We start from the raw sequence: 21,431 nt of genomic DNA, 5'->3' as shown, positions 1-21,431 counted from the left end.
GGCTGCGACTGGTTCGACACGCCCCCGCGCCCCACCCCGTGACCAGCGCGGACAAGAGGAAGCGGCCGGCCGCCAAGCGTCCGGCCGCTCCCTTGCCTGCGGCGTTGGGGTATCTCAGATGCCCCAGAACCACATGAATATGCCACTCAATGGAGTTACCTTCCATCTTGGACAAAAGGGATAATCCCCACAGATCCCCCTATCTGCGGGTGAAAGCAGATACCTTACCGAATCCGGTGGGCCGAGGCATTGATGCCCGGGAAGCACGCGGGTCGGAGTCAAAAGTGAAGGATGCTCAGATTCCTGCGGCACTGTCGCGGTCGTCCGGGCTCAGCCGGGCCTCATCCGCTTCGGGTACGCCCAGTTCCTCGTAGATGTCCAGGGCTTGGCGGCGGTAGGGGGCCGCCTGGGCTTCGCCGTGGATTTGGACCATGACCTGCGCAATGCCGTCGAGGGCGCGGGCCTCCTGGTAGGCGTCGCCGATCGAGCGCGCCAGCGCCAGGGACTCCTCGTAATGGTCGAGGGCCGCTTGGTAACGGCCTGCTCGGCGGCTCACATCCGCGATATTCCGCAACGCGGCGGTCATCTCGAAGCGTTCGGGTATCTCCTGGGAAAGCTGCAGGGACTTCTGGAAGTGGATGAGGGCCTCGCCCTCCCGGTTCATTTCCGCGTACCACAGGCCGATATTGTTCAGGCAGGCCGCCTCGTCGCGCCGGGCGCCGAGTTCACGGTAAATCGACAGCGCCTGCCGGTAATTCTCGATTCCCTCATCCGCGTGGCCGCTCTTCACCCGCACCGCGGCAATGTTGTTCAACCATGTGGCCAGATGCTGGCGGCTCATCTCCATGACCGCGCCGGCCTCTTCGTAATGGCGCAGAGCCAGGTCGTAGCGGCCGAGTTTGCGCGCGATATCGCCGAGGTTGTTGAGCACCATCTGCCGTCCCCTGCGGTGCCCCACTTCCTCGTAGCGCGCGAGCGCGATGCGCATCTCCTTGGTCGCCTCGGCGTAGCGCCCCTGGTGGAAGGAGATGATCGCCCGGTGGTGCAGGACCTCGGCCTCACCCGCCCGATCCCCGGCCGACCGCCACAGCTCGAGCGCCCGGTCGTAGTAGCCGACGGCGACGTCGTACTCGGAGCGATGCCAGTGGATCAGGCCGAGCAGGTCGTGCAGCGCGGCGACGACGGCGGGGCCGGCCGCGCTGATCGTCAGGCCCTCGTTCGCGGCGTTCAGCGCCTCCTCGTGCCATCCCGCGCGCAGCAGGAGCCGGCTCAGGTCGGCCAGCGCGCGAGCCGTCCCTTCGCCGTCACCGAGGTCGCGCCAAGCACGGACGGCGCGTTCGTGCAGGTCGGCCGCCTCGGGCCAGTGTCCCTGGGATTCAAGGTGCTCCCCCAGCGCCGCGGCCAGGAGGGCGGCGTGGCGGGGACGTCCGTGGTCGGCCGCGTGCCGGGCGACGCGCAGGACGTTGTCCAGCTCCTCCCGGATCCACGCGCGTGCGGCGCCCGCGTCGCCGAAGAACGCCGGGGCGGTCGCGTCCGGCCGGGAGCGGTACGGGAACAGCAGGCGGTCGGCGTGCGCGGCGGCGGCGAGGTAGTGGTCGAGGAGCCGGTCGACGGCGGCCTCGCGGACCGGCGCGGGGTCCAGGTCCGCGACGAGGTGGCGCGCGTACTCGCGGATGAGGTCGTGGTACCGGTAGCGGCCCCGCCGGGGTTCGGCGATCAGGTGGTGGTCGTGCAGATCGTCCAGCAGCGATTCGGCGTCGGCCGGTGCGGTGTCCAGCAGCGCGGCGGCGTCCCGCGCGGTCAGGTCCGCGCCGGGATGCAGACCCAGTAGGCGGAAGGCGAGCCGCTGCCGCTCGTCGAGGCCCAGGTAGGACAGCTCGAACGCGGCGCTGACCCTGCGGTTCCCGGCGCGGAACTCGGTCAGCCGCGAGCGCAACCCTCCGAGCCGGTCGGCCAGGTCCGCGACGGTCCAGCTCGTCCGGTGCCGCAGCCGGTTGCCGATCAGCTGGACGGCGAGCGGGAGGCGGCCGCAGAGCCGCGCCACCGTCCGGACGGATTCCGGGTCGGCGTCCGGGGCGAGCCCGGCGGAGCGGGTGAGGAGCAGCGCCGCGTCGTCGGGGGCGAGCACGTCCAGCGACAGGGTCCGGGCGGCGTCCAGGCCCACCAGGCGGCGCCGGCTCGTGATCAGGACGAGGCAGCCGGGCGAACCGGGCAGCAGCGGACGGACCTGGTCGTGCCCGAGCGCGTTGTCGAGCACGAGCAGCACGCGGCGACCGGCGAGCTCGGTGCGCCACAGCGCCGCCCGGCCGTCCAGATCGGCCGGTATCCGGTCGCCGTCCACCCCGGACGCGCGCAGCAGCCGGCCGAGGGCGGCGGCCGGGTCGAGCGGCTCGCGCTCGCGGTCGTGGGCGAACAGGTCGAGGAACATCTGGCCGTCGGGGTAGCGCGGCGCGAGGCGGTGGGCGAGGCGGATCGCGAGCGTGGTCTTGCCGACGCCGGGCATCCCGTCCACGGCCAGGACGGTGACCGCGGTGCCGCCGCCCTCGCCGGCCATCTCCGCGAGCCGGTCGAGCTCCGCCTCACGGCCGGTGAAGGTGTGCAGGTCGCCCGGCAGGTCGCTGGGCGGGAAGGCCCGTGCACGACCGGGGGACGCCGCCGGCCCGGGCTCCCCCGACAGGATCTGCCGGTGCAGCTCGCGGAGCCCGGGGTTCGGGGAGGCGCCCAGTTCGGCGGCCAGCCGCTGCCGCGCCCGCTCGTAGACGCGCAGCGCCTCCGCCGAACGGCCCCCGCGGTGGAGGGCCCGCATGAGCAGTTCGACCGTTTTCTCGTTGCCCGGAAACCGGTCCAGGAGCTCGTTCAGTTCGGTGACGAGTTTCGCGTGCTCGCCGAGGTCGAGTTCGAGCCGGGCGCGGTCGAGCGCCGCGCCGAGCAGTTCCTCCTGGATATCGCGCCTTCGCCAGGCGGCCCACTCTCCGGTCACGCCGCGGAGCGGTTCACCGCGCCACAGGCGCAGCGCGTCGCCGAAGAGGCGCACCGCCTCGTCCGGGTGGCCGCTGGCCGCTATCGCGCGGGCCTGGTCGCACAGCGTCCGGAAACGGTGATAATCGATGGTCGCGGGATCGACGTCCAGCACATATGCGCCCGAACTCCGCTCCAGCCGCACTTCTTCGCCGAGCGCGGCGAGGTTCCGGCGGAGCCGCGTTATGTGCGGATAGAGCAGATCCTTCGCCCGGTCCGGCGCTTCGGTGCCCCAAACCCGGTCGATCAGCATCTCGGAAGTCACCGGCCGGCCCGGCGTCATCAGCAGGGCGGCCAGGACGCAGCGTTCCTTCGCCCAGCCCAAATGCAGGCGCTGGCCATCGGACCACAGTTCCAACGGGCCGAGGAGCCGGAATTCCATCCGCACTCCCAGTGCAAGCCGACCATTGACATCAATGATCCTTGCATTGTCAAGTGAGAATTTCCACCGGTGAGCATGTTGTGTCCTGGCCACGATGGGCCGGGCCGCGGACCGGAACTGCAAGCTTTCCGCAAGGCATCCGGCAAGTCCCGCCGCAAGGGCCGCCTCCGATGCTCGGTGTGGGGTCGCGAAATCGGACAGCGCTGAGCAGAGGGGCAGTGATACCACGATGTCCGTAAGTCAATGGCGCCCGATCCCGGTGGGAGTCGGCGCCGAGCGGTGGGCGACGAGGCGCGAGTGCAAGACCGTGCTCGTCGTCGTCCACACCGTCACGTCCGGGCAGCGCGTGCTGGAGGCCGCCCGGCTGCTGGAGAACGACCTGCGGATCCGGGTCGTCTTCACCCAGGCGCCCAGCGTGTTCGGAGCCGGGGTCCGCGATTTCCTCGCCGGGATCGGCGCCGCGCAGGTGCCGTGGGAGCAGGCGACGAGCACCGAGTTCGACCTGGCGCTGGCGGCGAGCCTGCAAGGGCTCCACGAGGTGCACGCGCCGCTGATCGTCATGCCGCACGGCGCCGGCCACAACAAGCTGGTCGTGCGCCGCAAGGGACGCGCGGTCGGTGCGCGCGTCGCCTATGACCTGGACGCCCAGCGCCTCGTGCACGACGGGACGCTGGTGCCGTCGTCCATCGTCCTCGCGCACAGCGAGGACCTCGGCCACCTGGGCAGGTCGTGCCCGGAGGCGGTCCCCGCGGCGGTGGTGTGCGGCGATCCGTGCTACGACGTGCTCGTCGCGAGCCTGGAGTGCCGCCCGTCCTACCAGGTGGCGCTGGGGGCGGGCGACGGCCGCAAGCTCGTCGTGGTGACCTCGACGTGGGGGCCGAAGTCGCTGCTGGCGCGGCGCGCGGAACTGTGGTCGCGGCTGCTCGCGGAGCTGCCCGAGGACGAGTTCCAGATCGTCGCGCTCCTGCATCCGAACGTGTGGTTCGGCTACGGGACGTGGCAGGTCCGGGCGTGGCTCGCCGACTGCCTCCGGAGCGGCCTGAGCCTGGTGCCGCCGGAGGCGGACTGGCGGGCGGTGCTGGCCGCCGCGGACTGGATCATCGGCGACCACGGTTCGGTGACCGCCTACGGGGCCGTCACCGGGGTCCCGGTGCTGATGGGCAGCTTCGCCGCCGGGGACTGCCGGCCGGGCTCGGCGCAGTCGCTGCTCGGCGAGATCGCGCCGCGCGTCTCCGCGCGCGGTTCGCTGCGCCGGCAGCTCCGCCAGGCCGCCGAGGGCTTCGACGCCGACCGGCACCGGGAGGTGGTGCGGCGGCTCTCGTCCGAACCGGGCCGGTTCAACCGCAACATGCGGCAGCTGATCTACCGGCGGCTGCGGTTGCGGGTGCCGGCCTCGGTGCCCGCCACGCTGCCCGCCGTCCCGCCGTACCTCGCGAGGTGAGCCCGATGCCGGAGCGACTCGTCGTCACCCGCCTGTACACGCTGGAGCGGGTGCTCTGCCTGACCCGCCCCGGGGACGGCGGCGCGGCCGGAATCCCGGCGGTGCTCACCATCCCCAGGGGCGGCCATCCGCGGGAGCCGAGGCTGGTGCTGCTCGGTGACCGCGGCCTTCCCGCGGCCTCCCGGCTCGGCCCTCCCGCGGTCGTCGACTGCCACGTCGTCGCGTCCCGCGGCACCACCGCGGACCGGTGGGACCTCGCCGACGTCCTGGTCGACCGGCCCGCCCGCGTGCCGGTCGGGCTCGCGGACCGGCTCGCCGGGAGGCTGCACCGGCATCCCGGCGCGGGCGTGGCCGTGGCCGCGCGGCCCGGCGGCCACCTCGCGGTGACGCGGGACGGCGCGGCGGTCACGATGCGCGGCTCGCCCGGGACCGGCGAGGTGTGGGATCCGAACTGCGGTTCGTTCCTGTACTGCTGGTCGGCGGCGGGCCTCGCCGTGGCCGAGCTGGCCCGCGCGCTGCTCCTCGTCGGCCGGTACACCGCGCGGGGCACCGGCCCGGGAAGCCTGGAGACCGCGGGCCGGGTCGAGGTCACGGCGGTGGCCGCGACCCGGAGGAGGCTCGCCTCATGAGCGCCGGGATCGTCGTGGCGGGCGCGTCCAGCTGCTACACGACGGTGGCCGTGGAGGGGTTCCCGCTCCCCTACATGCCGACGTGCCCGCCGGTCTGGGCCGATGTCGGCGTCTCCGGGGCGGGTGTCCACATCGCGCGCGTCCAGCGGCGGCTCGGCTGCGACGTGCGGCTGTGCACGGTCGTCGGCGGGGACGCCGCGGGGGCGGTGATCCGCGCGGACCTCGTGCGGGACGGCCTGTTCGGCCCGGGGGTCGTCCTCTCGGGGGCGTCGTCGTCCGGGGTCGTCCTCGTCGGCCGGGACGGACGGCGGATGGGCTTTCCGCACCTCACGCCGGTGGACGGGTTCGCCTACCCGTTCGGCGTGCTGCGGGAGCGGGCGCGCGGCGCGGAGCTGCTGGTGCTGACCACGGCCCGGTTCGTCCGGCCGCTGGTCGCGCCCGCCGCCGCGCTGGGCGTCCCCATCGCGGTCGACCTCCACCTGATCGCCGATCCGGACGACGCCTACGCCCGGCCCTGGCTGGAGCACGCGCGGATCGTGTTCTGCAGTCACGAGCGGCTGCGCGACCCGCGCGCGTGGCCGGCGGCCCTGTTCGCCCGCTACGGGCAGTGCGAGATGGCCGGTATCGGGCTGGGGGCCGGCGGCGCGCTGCTCGCCCTGCGGGACGGGACCCTCGTACGGGTCGCGGCGGCGCCGCCCCGGCGCGTGGTCAACACGTCCGGCGCCGGGGACGCGCTGTTCGCGACGTTCCTGGCGGAATGGGTGCGCGGCGGGGACCCTGTCGCGGCCCTGCAGTGCGCGGTGCTGCACGCCGGATGGAAGATCGGGCACCGGCTGCCGGCGGCGGTGTCGCTGACCGCGGAGCGCCTCGCGGCGCTGCGCGCGGCGGCGCCGCCGGCGACCTCCGCGGGTCGCTGGGACCGCTGATCAGTCGCGGCCGAGTTCGGTGAGCCGTTCGTCGAGGAGCCTGGTCGGCGCGCCCGTGCCGGCCAGGATCTCGCGGGCGCGGGTGTAGTGCCGGCGCGCGTCGTCGGTGCGGCCGTCGCGGTGGGCGAGGTCGCCGAGCACGTGCAGCGCGTCCGCCTCGCCGATGGCCGACCCGATCTCCCGCATCGCGGCCAGGCCCCGTTCCACGGATGCGGCCGCCGCGGCGGGATCGGGTCCGTCCGCCTGTGCCCGGCCGAGCAGGACCAGTACCCGCGCCTGGTTGTACGGGTCGGACTCGGACGCGAGCAGCCGTCCCGCCTCCGTCAACGGCTCGACGGCCGCGGCCGCGCGTCCCGCCTTGAGCAGGGCGGCGCCGAGGTCGCACAGCGTGAGCGCGACACGGCGGTCCTCCCCCGCCGCGCGGTACGCGTCGAGCGCGGCGCCGAAGTGGTCCGCGGCGGCGTCGACGGCACCCCGGTCCAGCTCCAGCAGGCCGAGCCTCCGGCGGACGCCGGCGACGCGGGCCGTGTCGCCCAGCCGCCGCCACAGCTCAAGGGCGGCCGTGAAGTCCGCGGCGGCCTCGTCCGGCCGGCCTAGGGCGCGCAGTGCCAATCCGGTGCGGTTGAGCAGCTTGGCCTCGGCGACGGGATCGCCGTCGGCGCGGGCCGCAGCCAGCCCGGTGCGGTCGAAGTCGAGCCGCTCGGCGTGGTGGCCGCGATGTAGGAAGAGGGGCCAGCTCACGTCGACGAGGAGCCAGGTCTGGCGGTGCAGGCCGCATTCCAGGGCACGGCGGGCCAGCGGCCGCAGGTTGCCGAACTCCTCGTCCAGCCAGGCGAGCGCCTCGGCCGCGTCGGCGAACTCGGGAGGGTCCGGGGTGCGGAAGCCGGGGTCGGCGAGCCGCCGGTACGGCGCGATCGCGCGGCTCGCGGCCAGCGCCGCGACGACGGCCCACTCCGCGAGCCGCCGCACGGCCGCGCGGTGCACGGCCTCCGGCTCGTCCTCCGCCAGCTCCCGCGCGTGCAGGCGCACCAGGTTGTGGAAGCGGTACCGCCCGCCCGGGAGGTCGTCCAGCAGGTTCGCCTCGGCGAGCAGGTCGAGACCGTCCTCGGCCTCGGGGAGAGGGACTCCGGCGAGGGCGGCCACCGTCCGGCCGTCGAAGGTCACCCCCGGGTAGGCGCCGAGCGTCCGGTACAGGTATCGCACCGGCTCGGGCAGGTTGCGATAGGACAGCGTGAGGGCCGCTCTGATCGTCACGTCATCCTCCGCGTCCTGCGCCGACAGCACCGCCAGCCGGCGGCGTTCGTGGGCCAGGTCGCGCACCAGCGCGGCCAGCGACCGGCCCGGCCGGGTGGCGAGCCTCGCCGCCGCGATCCGCAACGCCAGCGGCGACCGCTCGCACTGCTCGACCAGCCGCTCGGCCATGCCGAGTTCCGGCGCGACGCGCTCGGCGCCCAGCGCGGCGCCCAGCAGTTCCAGCGCCGCGTCCCGCCCGAGGGGGCCGAGCTGGACGCCGCGGGCTCCGCGCACCACCAGGCCCGCCAGCCGCCACCGGCTGGTCACCACCGCGGCGCTCCCGGCCGTCCCGGGCAGCAGCGGGCCGACCTGCGCCGCCGAGTACGCGTCGTCGAGGACGACCAGCAGCCGCCGCGCGGCCGCCAGCGACCGGAACAGCGCGGCGCGCTCCGCCAGCTCGACCGGGACGCCGTCGTCCGGGACGCCCAGCGCGCGGAGGAAGCGCCCCAGCGCCTCCCCGGGAAGGACGGGCCCCGCCGCGGAATGGCCTTGCAGATCGACGAACAACTGCCCGTCCGGGTAGTGCGCGAGGTTCCCGTGCGCCCAGTGCAGGGCCACGGCCGTCTTGCCGATGCCCGCGGGACCGCTCACGACGACGGCGCCGTCCCCTGGCCGGCCCCGCCCGAGGTCGGCGAGCGCGTCGGCGCGGTTGACGAGAAGGCCCGCCGTCGGGAGCTGGCGCGGCACCGGCACGGTGTGCCGGGCGCCGTGGAAGTGGACGCCGCCTTGGACGTCCCTCGCCTGCACGACCGGTCCGGCGACCGGGCCGCCGAGCTCGTTGACGTGCCCGCGCGGCGGTCCGGCTGCACAGGGGTTCGTGGTCATGTTCCTGAGGGTGGAGACGGCACGAACTCAAATGCTTTCCCAGCGTCGAACTGCACGTCAAGGCAGAACAGGGTATTCACCGGCAGAACAAGTGCGATAAATGCACAAAGAACGCATTTAGCCAGGAACAGCGCAACGGCCCGGCCGCGCGGGGCGGCCGGGCCGGTGCCGGGGTGGGACGGGACGGGTCAGTCTCCGAGCGGGCCGAAGACCTTGCGGGTGTCGATGACATCGCCGGTCAGCGTCCAGCGCTCGCCCTCGAACTTCATCATCTGCATCGCCTCGATCGGGAAGCCGTCATCGGGGCCGGTGCTCATCTTCACGCCGGGCAGCAGCATCGGCACCTCGACGTCCTTGAGGTTGCGCATCGAGTCGCGCAGGCCCTCGCGGGTCTTGCACTCGGCGGCCTCCATCGTCTTGTGGAAGCTGCTCGCCACCGCCCAGCCGAACGCGTGGTACGGGACGTTCGGGTCGGCTCCCGGCGAGTACTGCTTCATCTTCTCCTGGTAGAGCTTCATCTCGGCGTCGTCCGCCCACTGCGGGTCGTTCGGGTCCTTGTAGTACGTGGACGACACGACCCCCTGCACGTTCTTGAACCCGACCGGCTCCAGCACCGTGACGGACGCGGCGACGTTGTTCAGGATGTGCAGCGGGTTCCAGTCCGTGATCTTGGCGTCCGCGGCCAGCGCCTGCGAGCCGAACTTCGGCGTCGTGACGTTGAGGAACACGTCGGCGCCCGAACCCGCGAGGTCGCGCATCTGCGCCTCCACGCTCGGGTCGGTGACCTCGTAGCTCTCCTCCTGGACGATCTTGATCTCGGTACCCTCGATCGCCTTCTTGAAGCCGTCCAGCAGGTCCTTGCCGAAGTCGTCGTTCTGGAACAGGACCGCGACCTTCGCCTTCGGCTTCTCCTGCTTGAGGTGCTGGGCGTACACCCGGGCCTCGGAGACGTAGTTGGGCTGCCAGCCGATCGTCCACGGGTGCTTGTCGTCGGTGCCCCACTTGCTGGCGCCGGTCGCCACGAAGACCTGCGGCACCTTCCGCTGGTTGGCGTAGTCCCACGTCGCCGTCGTCGAGGGGGTGCCGAGCGTCTGGAACAGCGCGAACACCTGCTCCTGCTCGACCAGCCGGCGCGCCTCCTCCACGGCCTTCGGCGGCTGGTAGCCGTCGTCGCGGACGACGAACTCCACCTGCCGGCCGTCGACGCCGCCCTTCTCCTTGTTGACGTAGTCGAAGTACGCCTTGATGCCCTTCGGGATGGCGCCGTAAGCGGAGGCCGGGCCGGACAGCGGGTAGATGCCGCCGAGCTTCAGCGACGAGTCGGTGATGCCGGTCGTCTGCTGGCCCTCGCACGCGCCGGTGGCGGTGCCGCCGTCGTCGCCGTCGTCCCGTCCGCCGCAGGCCGCCGCGGTCGTCGCCGCCAGCAGCACGGCCGCCGACACCGCCGTCCCACGCCGCAGCCTCCCGCCGTTCCCTGCTCGGCCGCTTCCCAATGGTCGACGCATGCCCTTACCCCTTCCGGAGGATCTTGTGAGACCGGGTCTTGTTGAACCAGTGCGCGCCACGCCCCGCCAGCCCGGCGAGCCCGGTCGGGGCGACGTACATCACCGCGATGATCAGCAGCCCGAAGATGACCCCCGGCGCCGCCTTGTTGATGTCCTGGGACCAGCTCGGCACGAACATCACGAACAGGCCGCCGAGCAGCGGCCCCCACGTCGACCCCAGCCCGCCGACCACGATCCCGGCCAGCAGCGTGATCGAGAGGTTGACGGTGAACGAGTCGGGGGACACGAACCCGATCGTCCACGTGTAGAGGCAGCCCGCCGCGCCCGCCAGCATCGAGCTCCACGCGAACGCGCGCCGCTTGTAGGAGGCCGGCTGCACGCCCATGACCTCCGCCGCCGTCTCGTTGTCGCGGACGGAGTGCATCGCCCGGCCGACCCGGGAGCGCAGCAGGAAGTGCACCACCAGGAACGCCAGGACCGTCCCGGCCAGCGCCAGGAAGTACAGCCACTGGTCCTGGGCGAGACCCGTCCACGCCGGGGGCTCCGGCTTCTCCAGCGTCAGCCCCATCGACCCGCCGGTCACCGACTCGAACCGCTTGAGCAGTGGGACGAGGAAGATCGCTATCGCCAGCGTCACCAGCGCCAGGTACAGCCCGCGCAGCCGGGTCGCGGGCACCCCGAACGCGAACCCGAGCACGAACGCCACCGCGGCCGCGAGCGGGAACGTCACCGGGTACGGCAGGTCCCAGTGGTACATCATGACGGCCGTCGAGTACGCGCCGACCGCGAAGAACGCCCCGTGCCCCAGGGAGATCTGCCCGGCATGGCCGACCAGGAGGTTCAGCCCGATCAGCGCGACCGCGTAGACCATCACCATAGTGAGCTGGAAGACCCGGAACGGCACCAGCTGGAACGGCGCCGCCACAGCCAGCAGCAGCAGCGCCCCGAGCGCGAGCATCCGCCAGTTCCGCACCGCGAACCCCGCCACTCCCGACGGCGGCGTACCGGGGTCCTCCTTCACGGCCTCCGCGGCCGCTGCGGCCTCCGCGGCTTCCGTGGTCTCCGTGGACTCGCTCATGCTGTGCTCCCCGCTCGCCTCCGGGACGCTCTCGGGCGCCGCCTTCCCTCCAGCTCGCTCATGCGCGCTCCACCACCGCTCGTCCGAACAGACCTTGGGGGCGCAGCAGGAGGACGCCGAGGATGATGGCCAGCGGGACGCCGATCTTCAGGTCGGAGCCGATGAAGTCCACGTAGGAGCCGGCCAGGGTCTCGGCCACGCCGACGATCAGGCCGCCGACCACGGCGCCCAGCGGGCTGTCGAACCCGCCGAGGGTGGCCGCGGCGAACGCGTAGATCAGGACGCCGCCCATCATGTTGGGCTCCAGGAACAGCAGCGGCGCGACGAGGACTCCCGACACGGCGCCGACCAGGGCGGCGAGGCCCCAGCCCAGCGCCAGCGTCCAGCCGACCCGGATGCCGACCAGCCGCGCCGACTCGGGGTTCGCCGCGACCGCGCGCATCCCGAGGCCGATCTTCGTGTAGCGGAACATCAGGTACAGCAGGCCCATCACGCCGCCCACCACGCCGAGGACGCCGAGCGTGGAGTAGGCGAGGCTGACGCCGCCGGCCTGGAGCGCGCCGCCCGGGAACGGGTTCGGGAAGTCCTTGATCAAGAACGACCAGATCCAGCCGGCCGCGGCGTTGACGAAGATGAACAGGCCCACGGTCACGATCACCAGGGTCAGCTCGGGCGCCCCCTCCACCGGCCGGATGATCACCCGTTCGATCAGCATGCCGCCGATGAACGAGATCGCCAGCGTCAGGACCAGCGCGAGCCAGAACGGCAGGCCCGCGTCGATGAAGGTCCACGCGATGTACGTGGCGAACATGGCCAGCTCGCCCTGCGCGAAGTTGACGATGCCGGTGAACTGGTAGATCAGCACGAGCGCGAGCGCCAGGCTCGCGTAGATCGCGCCGGCGCCCAGGCCCCCGATGAACTGCTGCACGAAGTCGGCCATGGCTAGATCCGGTATCCGAGGTAGGACTGGGCGACCTGCTCGTCGGCCTTGATCTCGCCCGCCGACCCCGACAGCACGATCCGGCCGCTCTCCAGGACGTGCGCCTGCCCGGCGATGTCCAGGGCGAGATGGGCGTTCTGCTCCACGACGACCACGGTGGTCCGCTCCTCCTGGTTGATCGATCGGACGATGCCGAACAGCTCCCTGGTCACCATGGGGGCCAGGCCGAGGGACGGCTCGTCCAGCAGCAGGACCCGGGGCCGCGACATCAGCGCCCGCCCGATCGCGAGCATCTGCTGCTCGCCGCCGCTGAGGCTGCCCGCCGCCTGTCTGACCCGCTCCTTCAGCACCGGGAAGTGGCCGTACACCCGTTCCAGGTCGGCCTGGACCTCGGCGCGGTTACGCCGCGCGTACGCGCCGAGCCGCAGGTTCTCCTCGACCGTCAGCGGCATGAACGTGCCGCGGCCCTCGGGGACGTGCGCCACCCCGCGCCGCGCGACGGTGTCCGGGGAGCGCCCCGACAGCGTCGTCCCGCCGAGCCGGACGGAGCCGCGCCCGCGGACCATGCCGCACAGCGCCCGCAGCAGCGTCGTCTTGCCCGCGCCGTTCGGGCCGAGGATCGCGCAGATCTCGCCCTCGCCGACCCGGAGGCTCACCCCGTGCAGCACCCGCACGGCGCCGTAGCCGGCGTGCAGGTCGTCCACCACCAGAAAGTCCCGGTCACCGCCCGCCGTGCTGACCGTGCCCTGCTCCTCCTCGGCCTTCGGGCCGCTCTCCTGCTCGCTCATGCTGCGCCTCCCGCGAGCCTCCGGGGCGCCTCTCGGCGCCGCCTTCCCTCGTCGCTCCGGTCGCTCATGCGGCGGTCCCCAGGTAGGCCTCGATGACGGCGGGGTCGCGCTGGACGTCCTCGGGCGAGCCCTCGGCGATCTTCTTGCCGAAGTCCAGGCAGATGACCCGGTCGCAGGTCCCCATCACGAACCCCATGTGGTGCTCGACGACGATCACGGTGACGTCGAAGTCGGTGCGGATCGACTGGAGCCAGCCGGCGAACTCGTCGATCTCGCCGTGGCTGAGGCCGTTGACGGGTTCGTCCAGCAGGAGCAGCCGCGGCCGGGCGGCCAGCGCGCGGGCCAGCTCGACCCGCTTGAGGGTGCCGAACGGGAGCCCGGCGGCGGGGTGCGCGGCGACGTCGGACAGCGCCAGCCGCTTGAGCAGCTCGTCAGCCTCCTCGCGCAGCCGGCACTCCTCGCTCCGGACGGACGGCAGCCGCAGGCTCGCGCTGAGGAACCCGGTCCGGCCGTGGTGGTGCGCGCCGACCATGACGTTGTCCCGGACGGACATCCGCGGGAAGAGCCCGAGGTTCTGGAAGGTGCGGGCGATGCCGAGCGCCGCGATCGCGTGCGGGGGCACGGCGAGCAGGTCCCGGCCCTCGTACGCGACACTGCCCGCGTCCGCGTCGTAGCGGCGGGTCAGGCAGTTGAACAGGGTGGTCTTGCCGGCGCCGTTCGGTCCGATCAGCCCGACCATCTCGCCGCCGCGCACTTCGAAGCCGACACCGCCCAATGCGGTGATGCCGCCGAAGCGGACGGTAAGATCGTGAACCTCCAGCATCCGGCCTCCTGAGCGCGGGGTGCGTCGGTGGCGCCGCGGGCGGTCACCACAGAACGGTGTTCTGGAGCAGGGGTCCTCACCGTAAAATCCGCCGCTCAGCGCGCACATTGGGCACGGGCACCCAAGATGTGAACCGGGTATTGTCCGCACCGAACAGCCCGCGTCTCGGACGTGTCACGGACCGTTGACGCTGGGGGGATAGCCAGCAATCATCCGGACATGTCCGCTGCATTCAGCACGGGAACGCTCAGCGATACGGAGAGACTCCGTACCGAACGCGCACGAATACTCGCCGAGCTCCTCGACGCGGTCGACGAACTGGCGGACAAGGCCGTCGAGACGATGCGGAGGGAGATCCCCGCCTACGAGGCGCGGGGCCCCGAGTTCCGCGCCGACGTGCGGGAGCAGGTGGGCCGGCACTACCGCACCAAGCTCGCCGTGCTCATGGAGGAGCGCACGGTCACCTTCGAGGACATCGCCTTCACGCGGCGCGCGTCGATGCGCCGCGCCCAGTCCGGGTTCGACCTGGCCGACTACATCAACGCGTTCCGGGTCGGGCAGCAGGTGTTCTGGGAGGCGGTGGTCGAGCACGCCGGCCGGTCGTACGCCGGGCACGAGGCGGCGCTGACGATGGCGTCCCCGCTGATGCGGTACTGCGACTTCGCCAGCACGCACGCCGCCCACGCGTACGCGGAGTTCCAGCGGTACGCCGCCGCGGAGAGCGTCCGGGAGAGCCGCGACCTGCTGGAGCTGCTGCTCGCCGGCGAGGCCCCCACCCGCGGGCCGCAGCTCGCGACCGCGCAGGCGCTCGGCCTGAACCCCGACTCGCGCGCCCCGCTGGTCGTCGTGGCGGCCGTCCTGGTCGGGGCGGACGTCAAGGCGGACTCCCGGCACGCGGCGTGCGCGGCGATCGCCCGGTCCGGGATCGGCAAGCACCGCACGCTCGCGGTCGTCCGGCAGTCGGAGATCGTCGCCGTGCCGGTGCTCGGGCCCGGCGGCGACGCGGAGCGGCTGTGCGCGCGGCTCCAGTCCGTCCAGGAGAACCTGCTCGCCGAGGACATCGTGCTGGCGATGGGCATCAGCACCGTGGTCGACGGCATGGCGCAGGTCCCCCGCGCCTACCAGGAGGCGCGGGGCGTTCTGGAGTTCCTGCCCGAGGACGGCGGCGTCGCGGCGCTGCCGCGGATCTCCCCGTTCGAGTACATGGCGCTGCGGGCCGACGACACCGCCCGGCACCTGGTCGACCCCCGGGTCGGCGAGCTGCTCGCGGAGGACCGGATGCGCGGCGGCGTGCTGACCGCGACGATCCGCGCGTTCGCCGCCGCGGACCTGAACCTGCGCGCCGCCGCGGAGCGGCTGCAGATCCACCACAACACCGCCCAGTACCGGCTGCGCCGCATCCAGGAGCGGACCGGGCGCAACCTCCGGCACTTCACCGACCTCGTGGACCTGCTGGTCGCGATAGCCCTCCAGGACGCCTTGCCACCGGCCACCAATCCCGGGCGGAAAAGACTGGTCTCCGCGACCAATGAGACGGACGGGACCGCCGACGTACCGTCGGCCCATGAACCTCGCTGAGCGGCTCCGTGCCGCCGCCGAACGGTTCGGCGGGCGGACGGTTCTCACGCTTGACCGGGAGGAGCTCAGCTACCGGGCGCTGGAGGTGATGAGCGCGCGGATGGGTGCGCTGCTGCGGCGGCGCGGGATCCGGCCCGGTGACCGGGTCGCGGTGATGCTCCCGAACGTGCCCGAGTTCGCCGTCGTCTACTACGGCGTGCTGCGTACCGGGGCGGTGGTCGTCCCCCTCGATCCGCTGCTGAAGCAGCGGGAGATCGCCGCCTACCTGGACGACAGCGCGGCCCGGCTCGTGATCGCCTGGCACGCGTTCGCCGAGACCGTCGAGGCGGGGACGGCCGGGACGCGCGCCGACTACATGTTCGTCGTGCCCGGCGAGTTCGGCAGGCTGCTGCGCACGATGCCGCCCGAGCACGACGCCGCCGTCCGGGCCGCGGACGACACCGCGGTGATCCTCTACAGCGCCGGGACGACGGGCCGGGCCAAGGGCATCGAGCTGACCCACGCCAACCTCGGCGGCAACGCGGAGACGGTGGCGCGGATGCTCGCCTTAGGGGTGGACGACGTCGTCCTCGGGGCGCTGCCGCTGTACCACGCGTTCGGGCAGACCTGCGCGCTCAACGCCACGCTGCACGCGGGCGGGCGGCTCACCCTGCTCCAGCGGTTCGAGGCGGGCCGGGCGCTGGAGGTCATCCGGCGGGACGGCGTGACGGTGTTCCCCGGCGTCCCGGCGATGTACATCGCGCTGCTCGACCAGCCGGGCGTGTCCGACCTGTCGCTGCTGCGGGTCTGCGTGTCCGGCGGCGCGGCGCTGCCGGTGGACGTGCTGCGCGCCTACGAGACGCGGTACGGCTGCCCGATCATCGAGGGCTACGGGCTGTCGGAGACCTCCCCGCTGGCGGCGTCCAACCGGGGCGGCGGCGACCGGCGGCAGGGGTCGATCGGGTGGCCGGTCCGCGAGGTGGAGATGCGGGTGGTCGGCGACGACGGCCGCGAGCTGCCGCGCGGCGAGATCGGGGAGATCGTCGTGCGCGGGCCCAACGTGATGAAGGGGTACTGGAACGACCCGGCGGCGACCGCGGAGGCGATCCGCGACGGCTGGTTCCACACCGGCGACCTGGGCCGCATGGACGCCGACGGGTTCTTCTACCTCGTCGGCCGCCGCCGCGACGTGATCATCCGGGCGGGGTACACGGTGTACCCGCGGGAGGTCGAGGAGGTCCTGTACGAGCATCCCGCGGTGCGCGAGGCGACCGTCGTCGCGTTCCCGCATCCGGAGGTGGGTGAGGAGATCGCGGCGGTGGTGGTGCTGCGGGCCCCGGCGACCGAGGACGACCTGCGCCGCTGGGTGAAGGAGCGGGTCGCCGCGTACAAGTACCCGCGCCGGGTCCGGTTCGTGGACGAACTGCCGACCAGCCCCACCGGCAAGATCCTCAAACGCGCCCTCGGGCTGACGTTCACCGTGCCGGACGACGCCGGCGGCCCCCTCGCCCCGGCCCGGAACCAGCCGTCATGACACCGCGGCCCCCTGGTGCAGGTACCGGTCGAACCACCGGGCGGCCATGGCCGTCACCTGCTCCAGCGTGCCGGGCTCCTCAAACAGGTGCGAGGCGTGCGGGACGACCTCCAGCCGGTGCTCGGCGGCGCGCATCCGGCCCGCCGCGTCGTCGTTGAGCCGCAGCACCTGAGGGTCCCGGGCGCCGACGATCAGCAGCACCGGTGCGGTGACCCGTTCGAGCGCGTCCCCGGCGAGGTCCGGGCGGCCGCCGCGGGACACGACGGCCGCGACGCGTCCGGGGCGCTCCGCCGCCGCGGCCAGCGCCGCCGCCGCGCCGGTGCTCGCGCCGAACAGCCCGACCGGGCGGCCCGCCGTCGGGGGCGCGGCCGCGAGCCAGTCGATCGCGCCCGCCAGCCGCCCCGTCAGCAGCCCGATGTCGAAGCGCAGCTCGCCGGTGCCGGCGTCGAGTTCGCCCTCCCGGGCGGTGAGCAGGTCGATCAGCAGCGTCCCGATGCCCGCGTCGTTGAGGCCGGCGGCGACGGCCCGGTTCCGCGGGCTGTGCCGGGAGCTTCCGCTGCCGTGCGCGAACAGCACCACACCCGACGGCTCGTCCGGCAGCGCCAGGTCGCCGGGCAGCGACGCGTCAGCGAGATCGATGGTGACCTGGGCAATGTTCATGCCGCGGGGCGTACCCGTCCCCCGGACGCCCATGCGGCGGCCCCCGGCCGATGCCACTGCGGAGCCGGGGCGCCGGTGACCGCTACCGGCCGCTGACGATCATGAGCGGGCAACACGGGGACGAATAGGGAAAACCTGGGCATCCCAGGCGGCAGGGAGGCCGGAGATGGGCGTGACGTTCAATCCGTACGACTTTCACGAGGTCGACGCGGACCCGTATCCGGTGTACGCGCGGCTGCGCGAGGAGGCGCCGGTCTACCGCAGCGAGGAGCTGGACTTCTGGGCGCTGTCCCGCCACGCCGACGTCGTCGCCGCGTTCCGCGACGCGGCCCGGTTCTCCTCCGCCAACGGGCCGCTGCTGGAGCGGCGCGCCTGGGGGCCGCAGGCGCGCGAGGCGATGTCGTTCATCGCGATGGACCCGCCCGAGCACACCCGGATGCGGCGGCTGGTGTCCCGCGCGTTCACGCCCCGGCGGATCGCGGAGCTGGAGGGCCGGATCCGCGAGATCGCCCGGCGGTACGTCGCGGCGGCGCTGGAGCGCGGCGGGTTCGACCTGATCCGCGACATCGCGGCGCCGGTGCCCACCGACGTCATCTCCGAACTGGCGGGCGTCCCCGAGGCCGACCGCGCCGAGCTGCGCCGGCTCGGCGACGCCGCGCTGCACCGGGAGCCGGGCACGCAGGAGATCAGCCGGGAGGGCGCCGCGGCCCTGCTGGAACTCGTCGGGCACTTCGCGGCGCTCGTGGCCGACCGGCGCCGGGAGCGGCGCGACGACCTCACGTCCGCGCTGCTCGACGCCGCCGCGGACGAGGACCCGCTGACCGACGCGGAGATCATCGCGTTCCTGCACCTGCTGGTCGGGGCGGGGAACGAGACGACCACGAACCTCATCGGCAACGCCGTCTACTGGGCCTGGCGGCACCCGGAGCAGCGCGCCAGGGCGTTCGGGGGCCGGATCGCCGAGTGGGTCGAGGAGACGCAGCGCTACGACACCGCCGCGCCGACCCAGCTGCGCACCCTCACCGAGGACGTCGAGCTGCACGGGACCCGGATACCGGCCGGCGCCCGGGTCATGCTGCTGCCCGGCGCGGCCAACCGGGACCCGCGGGTCTTCGACCGGGCGGAGGAGTACGACCTGGACCGGGACACGAGCGACCTGGTGAGCTTCGGCAGCGGCCCGCACTTCTGCCTCGGCGCCGCGCTGGCCCGCATGGAGGCGCGGGCCGTGCTGTCGGAGCTGGTGGAGCGGGTGGCCGGCTACGACCTGGACCCGGCGGCCGGGTCGCGCCGCCAGTCCATCTACATCAGGGGGTTCGCGTCCCTGCCCATGACGGTGACCACCCGCTGACCGGCCGGCGGGCCGGGGGCCGGCGGCCGCCGGTCAGGGTTTGCGGGCCACCGCGCCGAGCCAGACGTTGCGCAGGTCCTCGCGGATGTCCGAGGGGTCCGGTGCGTGCCATTCCGAAATGCACGCCAGACCCGGATCGACCGGGACCAGGCCGTCGAAGAACCGTTCGATGTCGCGACGGGTCCTGGGATGCATGGGGGCGTTGCTTTTCGCGAACACGTCCATTCCCGAGCGGTTGTCATCGGGCCGTGTCCGGCGCACCTCTTCGTCGGTTATGTGCGAAATGACCAGATGGCTCCCCGGGCCCATGGCGTCGGTGAGCACCCGCACGGCCGCGTGCGGATCGTCCTCGTCAGGAATGAAATGCAGAACGCCCGTGACGAGCACGCACAGCGGCTCGTCGAAGTCGATCAGGCGGCGGGTCTCCGGATGCTCCAGGATGCGCTCCGGCCGCCGCAGGTCCTCCGCGACGACCGCGACCGCGCCGGGATCGCCGGTGAGCAACGCGCGGGCGTGGGCGCAGACCGCCGGGTCGTTGTCGACGTACACGACCCGCGAGCCCGGCGCGTGCCGGTACGCGATCTGGTGGACGTTGTCCATGGTGGGGAGCCCGGTGCCGACGTCGAGGAACTGGCGCACCCCGTAGCCGGCCACCAGCTGCACGGCCCGCCCGATGTACTCGCGGTGGTTGCGCGCGTACAGCGGCGACGCCGGCTCCACCTCGGTCAGCCGCGCGACGGCCTCCCTGTCGGCGGCGAAATTGTCCTTGCCGCCGAGCATGGCGTCATAGATCCGCGCGATGTTGGGGACGCCGGGTTCCAAGTTCAGTTGCACGAAGTCTCCGTGATCCCGGAAGGAGAACGCCACAGTATCCCCAGCCGGAACACCGATCCACCACAATACCGAAACGGCCCTTTCCGGCCGCGCATCCGGTGGGAACGGGTGGTCCCGGCTCCCTTGACCTGAGCCGGGACCGCCCGCGGGAGCGCCCGCCACCCCCGGGGCAGACGCCGCGTCGAAATGCAGCCGCTGCCAAATGCGGGCGCCGTCAATTGCCGGAATCCGTCAAAAGCGAGCGCCACTAGGAGTAGGCGTTGTCGGCCTCGTGCTCGCTCTCCCTGGACCGCCGCACGGTGAAGAAGCCGATCAGCGCGGCGATCGCGGCGACGAGCTCGCCGGCCAGACTGATCGTCTTGTCCGCGTACCACGACGGGTCGTACATGCGCGGAATCGGCCCGAGCTGCCCGAAGTCGACGAAGTAGTAGAGCAGCACGGCGCCGGCCGCGCTGGCGGCGACCAGGAACGCCAGCGCGTACGTCCACCTCCGCGCCCACACCAGCACGAGAACGGCCGCCACCGCCGCCGCGATGGCCTGCGCGTAGAAGAGGTCGTCCCCGGCGATGGTGCCGCTCGGGGTGTTGGGTCCCGGCGCCATGTCAGGCGCGAAACGCCAGTGGATGACGGCGTCCGCCGCGAGTCCCGCGGCGACGAGTAGTCGAAGAACAATGCCCATACCCATGGCACGGCCATACCCCGCCCACGGATCAAAGCGCGGAAAAATTTCTCCGAATCTGGTCAACCGGCGCGCCGGGCCCTGACCCGGCGATGGCTCCAGACCAGGAGGGCGAACAGGATGATGCCCGACAGGATGAGGCCGAGGCCGGTGCTCCACCCGCTGAGCGGCAGCCGCTTCTCGACGATCCACAGGACGCCCGCGCCGAGCAGCCCCAGGCCGGTGAGCACCGAGCCGGTGAGGCGCCACCACGAGGTCACGCTCTCCTCGGCCGCCTGGATCGCCCGGATCCGCACCGGCTCGACGAACCGCTCCACCGACGGGAGCGCGCGGGCGAGGATCAGCAGGCCCGCCAGGACGAGCAGCATCCCCGGGCCCGGCAGGACCAGCAGCGCGACCCCCGCCAGCAGCACGCAGCCGCCCAGGACGGCCAGCGCCCCGCGTGTGGCGTGCCTGCCGTAGCTGCGCCTCATCCGTGCCTCCCCCGTCGGCCTCCGCCGTCCGTACCGCGTCCACGTTACCGACGCCGGCCGCTCACAAAAAGATCTTGCCTCCGGCGGCGACCGCCGTTAAAGGGGGATGAGCCCGGCACATGCGGCCCCCCGCCGCACCGCCACGGGAGGGCGGGGGTACCGCGTGCGGTCCGGGACGCTCAGATGGGGTATCGCGTGGCCTCGTCGACCTCCGTGCTCCCGGGATCCGCGATCACCTGCGGTTTCGGCGGGACCTCCTGCCCGGCGACCACGTCCTCGTCGAAGGCGAAGCCGTACCGCCCGAGGATCGGGGACAGCCACTCCTCCAGCGGGTCCTCACGCAGTTCCGGCGGCCGCCGGGCCAGCGACCGGAGGTAGCGCTGCCGGATCCCGCCCACCAGGTCCAGGCTGTACTGGAACCGGGCGTGGGCGGCACCGCACACGCGCGCCGCCACCGGGGCCGCGAACACGACGGGATCCCAGATCACCAGGTCCGGCCGCCAGCCGCGGGCGAACTCGACCAGCTCGTCGACCATGTCCGGGGTGAAGATCTCCCGGAAGACCGACGACGTCCAGGCGGAGAACACGCCGTGCATGTAGTCGTAGGTCAGCCATGCCGGCCTCAGTTCACCGAGGTCCAGCACCTGGCGCCACTGGTGCCAGGGGAAGGGGTCCTCCGCGTGTGCGCGCTCCTCCTG

General features: G+C 72.8%; 17 protein-coding genes and 1 pseudogene. 6 read left to right on the top strand and 12 right to left on the bottom strand.

All coding sequences use genetic code 11. From position 1 onward, the window contains the following. Nucleotides 1-295 precede the first annotated feature (295 nt). Complete coding sequence (locus tag E1266_RS22670) at nucleotides 296-3,400, bottom strand: tetratricopeptide repeat protein (protein ID WP_132050119.1); 3,105 nt, start codon at nucleotides 3,398-3,400, stop codon at nucleotides 296-298. Nucleotides 3,401-3,629: 229 nt separating this feature from the next. On the opposite strand from E1266_RS22670, the gene E1266_RS22665 reads away from it, so the two are divergent. The 3 genes from E1266_RS22665 to E1266_RS22655 are packed head-to-tail and all read left to right on the top strand — an operon-like array spanning nucleotide 3,630 to nucleotide 6,396. Beyond that, a complete protein-coding gene (locus tag E1266_RS22665; RefSeq protein ID WP_132050117.1) occupies nucleotides 3,630-4,841 on the top strand; it encodes a hypothetical protein in 1,212 nt (403 codons plus the stop codon). 5 nt (nucleotides 4,842-4,846) lie between these two features. Further along, complete coding sequence (locus tag E1266_RS22660; protein WP_132050115.1) at nucleotides 4,847-5,470, top strand: hypothetical protein; 624 nt, start codon at nucleotides 4,847-4,849, stop codon at nucleotides 5,468-5,470. Further along, complete coding sequence (locus E1266_RS22655) at nucleotides 5,467-6,396, top strand: carbohydrate kinase family protein (protein WP_132050113.1); 930 nt, start codon at nucleotides 5,467-5,469, stop codon at nucleotides 6,394-6,396. Before E1266_RS22660 ends, E1266_RS22655 begins: the two co-directional genes overlap by 4 nt. Here the strand turns inward: E1266_RS22655 and E1266_RS22650 are convergent, their stop codons facing one another. The 6 genes from E1266_RS22650 to E1266_RS22625 form a co-directional block, all read right to left on the bottom strand. After that, a complete protein-coding gene (locus tag E1266_RS22650) occupies nucleotides 6,397-8,514 on the bottom strand; it encodes a tetratricopeptide repeat protein (protein WP_132050111.1) in 2,118 nt (705 codons plus the stop codon). It abuts the gene before it with no gap. Nucleotides 8,515-8,702: 188 nt separating this feature from the next. Beyond that, nucleotides 8,703-10,019, bottom strand: coding sequence for an ABC transporter substrate-binding protein (locus E1266_RS22645; protein ID WP_132050109.1), 1,317 nt, complete (start codon nucleotides 10,017-10,019; stop codon nucleotides 8,703-8,705). A gap of 4 nt (nucleotides 10,020-10,023) precedes the next feature. Continuing rightward, entirely contained in the window at nucleotides 10,024-11,097 is a 1,074-nt protein-coding gene (locus E1266_RS22640) for a branched-chain amino acid ABC transporter permease (protein ID WP_243718723.1), read from the bottom strand. 58 nt (nucleotides 11,098-11,155) lie between these two features. Continuing rightward, nucleotides 11,156-12,037 carry a branched-chain amino acid ABC transporter permease gene (locus E1266_RS22635; protein ID WP_132050107.1) on the bottom strand — a complete coding sequence of 294 codons (882 nt, stop codon included), beginning with the start codon at nucleotides 12,035-12,037 and terminating at the stop codon, nucleotides 11,156-11,158. A 2-nt stretch (nucleotides 12,038-12,039) separates the two neighbouring features. Beyond that, entirely contained in the window at nucleotides 12,040-12,825 is a 786-nt protein-coding gene (locus E1266_RS22630; RefSeq protein WP_132050105.1) for an ABC transporter ATP-binding protein, read from the bottom strand. A 64-nt stretch (nucleotides 12,826-12,889) separates the two neighbouring features. Beyond that, the gene (locus E1266_RS22625) at nucleotides 12,890-13,648 is read right to left on the bottom strand and encodes an ABC transporter ATP-binding protein (protein ID WP_132050103.1); all 759 of its coding nucleotides are present in this window, start codon (nucleotides 13,646-13,648) and stop codon (nucleotides 12,890-12,892) included. Nucleotides 13,649-13,867: 219 nt separating this feature from the next. Here E1266_RS22625 and E1266_RS22620 point away from each other — a divergent pair, with 219 nt between their 5' ends. Next, nucleotides 13,868-15,226 carry a helix-turn-helix domain-containing protein gene (locus tag E1266_RS22620; protein ID WP_132050101.1) on the top strand — a complete coding sequence of 453 codons (1,359 nt, stop codon included), beginning with the start codon at nucleotides 13,868-13,870 and terminating at the stop codon, nucleotides 15,224-15,226. After that, complete coding sequence (locus E1266_RS22615; protein ID WP_132050099.1) at nucleotides 15,213-16,739, top strand: long-chain fatty acid--CoA ligase; 1,527 nt, start codon at nucleotides 15,213-15,215, stop codon at nucleotides 16,737-16,739. The genes E1266_RS22620 and E1266_RS22615 overlap by 14 nt, the downstream gene beginning before the upstream one ends. Here the strand turns inward: E1266_RS22615 and E1266_RS22610 are convergent. Beyond that, nucleotides 16,734-17,399: a dienelactone hydrolase family protein gene (locus tag E1266_RS22610; protein WP_132050097.1), complete on the bottom strand. Its 666-nt coding sequence runs from the start codon at nucleotides 17,397-17,399 to the stop codon at nucleotides 16,734-16,736. The two genes, E1266_RS22615 and E1266_RS22610, sit on opposite strands and share 6 nt — an antisense overlap. Nucleotides 17,400-17,565: 166 nt before the next feature. Between E1266_RS22610 and E1266_RS22605 the strand changes: the two genes are divergently transcribed. Next, on the top strand, nucleotides 17,566-18,747 hold the full coding sequence (locus tag E1266_RS22605) for a cytochrome P450 (RefSeq protein WP_132050095.1): 1,182 nt from the start codon (nucleotides 17,566-17,568) through the stop codon (nucleotides 18,745-18,747). A gap of 33 nt (nucleotides 18,748-18,780) precedes the next feature. Here the strand turns inward: E1266_RS22605 and E1266_RS22600 are convergent, their stop codons facing one another. From E1266_RS22600 to E1266_RS38145, 4 genes and pseudogenes are all read right to left on the bottom strand, one after another. After that, nucleotides 18,781-19,581, bottom strand: a complete 801-nt coding sequence (locus tag E1266_RS22600) for an SAM-dependent methyltransferase (protein WP_132050094.1) — start codon at nucleotides 19,579-19,581, stop codon at nucleotides 18,781-18,783. Between the two features lie 247 nt (nucleotides 19,582-19,828). Continuing rightward, nucleotides 19,829-20,266, bottom strand: coding sequence for a hypothetical protein (locus tag E1266_RS22595; RefSeq protein ID WP_132050092.1), 438 nt, complete (start codon nucleotides 20,264-20,266; stop codon nucleotides 19,829-19,831). Nucleotides 20,267-20,322: 56 nt separating this feature from the next. Continuing rightward, the gene (locus E1266_RS22590; RefSeq protein WP_132050090.1) at nucleotides 20,323-20,733 is read right to left on the bottom strand and encodes a PGPGW domain-containing protein; all 411 of its coding nucleotides are present in this window, start codon (nucleotides 20,731-20,733) and stop codon (nucleotides 20,323-20,325) included. Between the two features lie 179 nt (nucleotides 20,734-20,912). Further along, nucleotides 20,913-21,431 (bottom strand): annotated as a pseudogene (locus E1266_RS38145) (hypothetical protein); the annotation flags it as partial.

The sequence above is a fragment of the Actinomadura sp. 7K534 genome (genome assembly GCF_004348575.1).
In the GTDB taxonomy this organism is placed as follows: Bacteria; Actinomycetota; Actinomycetes; order Streptosporangiales; family Streptosporangiaceae; genus Spirillospora; species Spirillospora livida.
The sequence above is the reverse complement of the archived record's forward strand: the minus strand, read 5'-3'. Positions and strand labels throughout refer to the sequence as shown.

Bases quoted from the DNA above. Each gene is read 5' to 3' on its own strand.
- E1266_RS22625 (WP_132050103.1), bottom strand. From the start codon at position 13,648: ATGCTGGAGGTTCACGATCTTACCGTCCGCTTCGGCGGCATCACCGCA.
- E1266_RS22655 (WP_132050113.1), top strand. From the start codon at position 5,467: ATGAGCGCCGGGATCGTCGTGGCGGGCGCGTCCAGCTGCTACACGACG.
- E1266_RS22620 (WP_132050101.1), top strand. From the start codon at position 13,868: ATGTCCGCTGCATTCAGCACGGGAACGCTCAGCGATACGGAGAGACTC.
- E1266_RS22670 (WP_132050119.1), bottom strand. From the start codon at position 3,400: ATGGAATTCCGGCTCCTCGGCCCGTTGGAACTGTGGTCCGATGGCCAG.
- E1266_RS22610 (WP_132050097.1), bottom strand. From the start codon at position 17,399: ATGAACATTGCCCAGGTCACCATCGATCTCGCTGACGCGTCGCTGCCC.
- E1266_RS22615 (WP_132050099.1), top strand. From the start codon at position 15,213: ATGAACCTCGCTGAGCGGCTCCGTGCCGCCGCCGAACGGTTCGGCGGG.
- E1266_RS22640 (WP_243718723.1), bottom strand. From the start codon at position 11,097: ATGAGCGAGTCCACGGAGACCACGGAAGCCGCGGAGGCCGCAGCGGCC.
- E1266_RS22635 (WP_132050107.1), bottom strand. From the start codon at position 12,037: ATGGCCGACTTCGTGCAGCAGTTCATCGGGGGCCTGGGCGCCGGCGCG.
- E1266_RS22660 (WP_132050115.1), top strand. From the start codon at position 4,847: ATGCCGGAGCGACTCGTCGTCACCCGCCTGTACACGCTGGAGCGGGTG.
- E1266_RS22665 (WP_132050117.1), top strand. From the start codon at position 3,630: ATGTCCGTAAGTCAATGGCGCCCGATCCCGGTGGGAGTCGGCGCCGAG.
- E1266_RS22630 (WP_132050105.1), bottom strand. From the start codon at position 12,825: ATGAGCGAGCAGGAGAGCGGCCCGAAGGCCGAGGAGGAGCAGGGCACG.
- E1266_RS22645 (WP_132050109.1), bottom strand. From the start codon at position 10,019: ATGCGTCGACCATTGGGAAGCGGCCGAGCAGGGAACGGCGGGAGGCTG.
- E1266_RS22605 (WP_132050095.1), top strand. From the start codon at position 17,566: ATGGGCGTGACGTTCAATCCGTACGACTTTCACGAGGTCGACGCGGAC.
- E1266_RS22595 (WP_132050092.1), bottom strand. From the start codon at position 20,266: ATGGGTATGGGCATTGTTCTTCGACTACTCGTCGCCGCGGGACTCGCG.
- E1266_RS22590 (WP_132050090.1), bottom strand. From the start codon at position 20,733: ATGAGGCGCAGCTACGGCAGGCACGCCACACGCGGGGCGCTGGCCGTC.
- E1266_RS22650 (WP_132050111.1), bottom strand. From the start codon at position 8,514: ATGACCACGAACCCCTGTGCAGCCGGACCGCCGCGCGGGCACGTCAAC.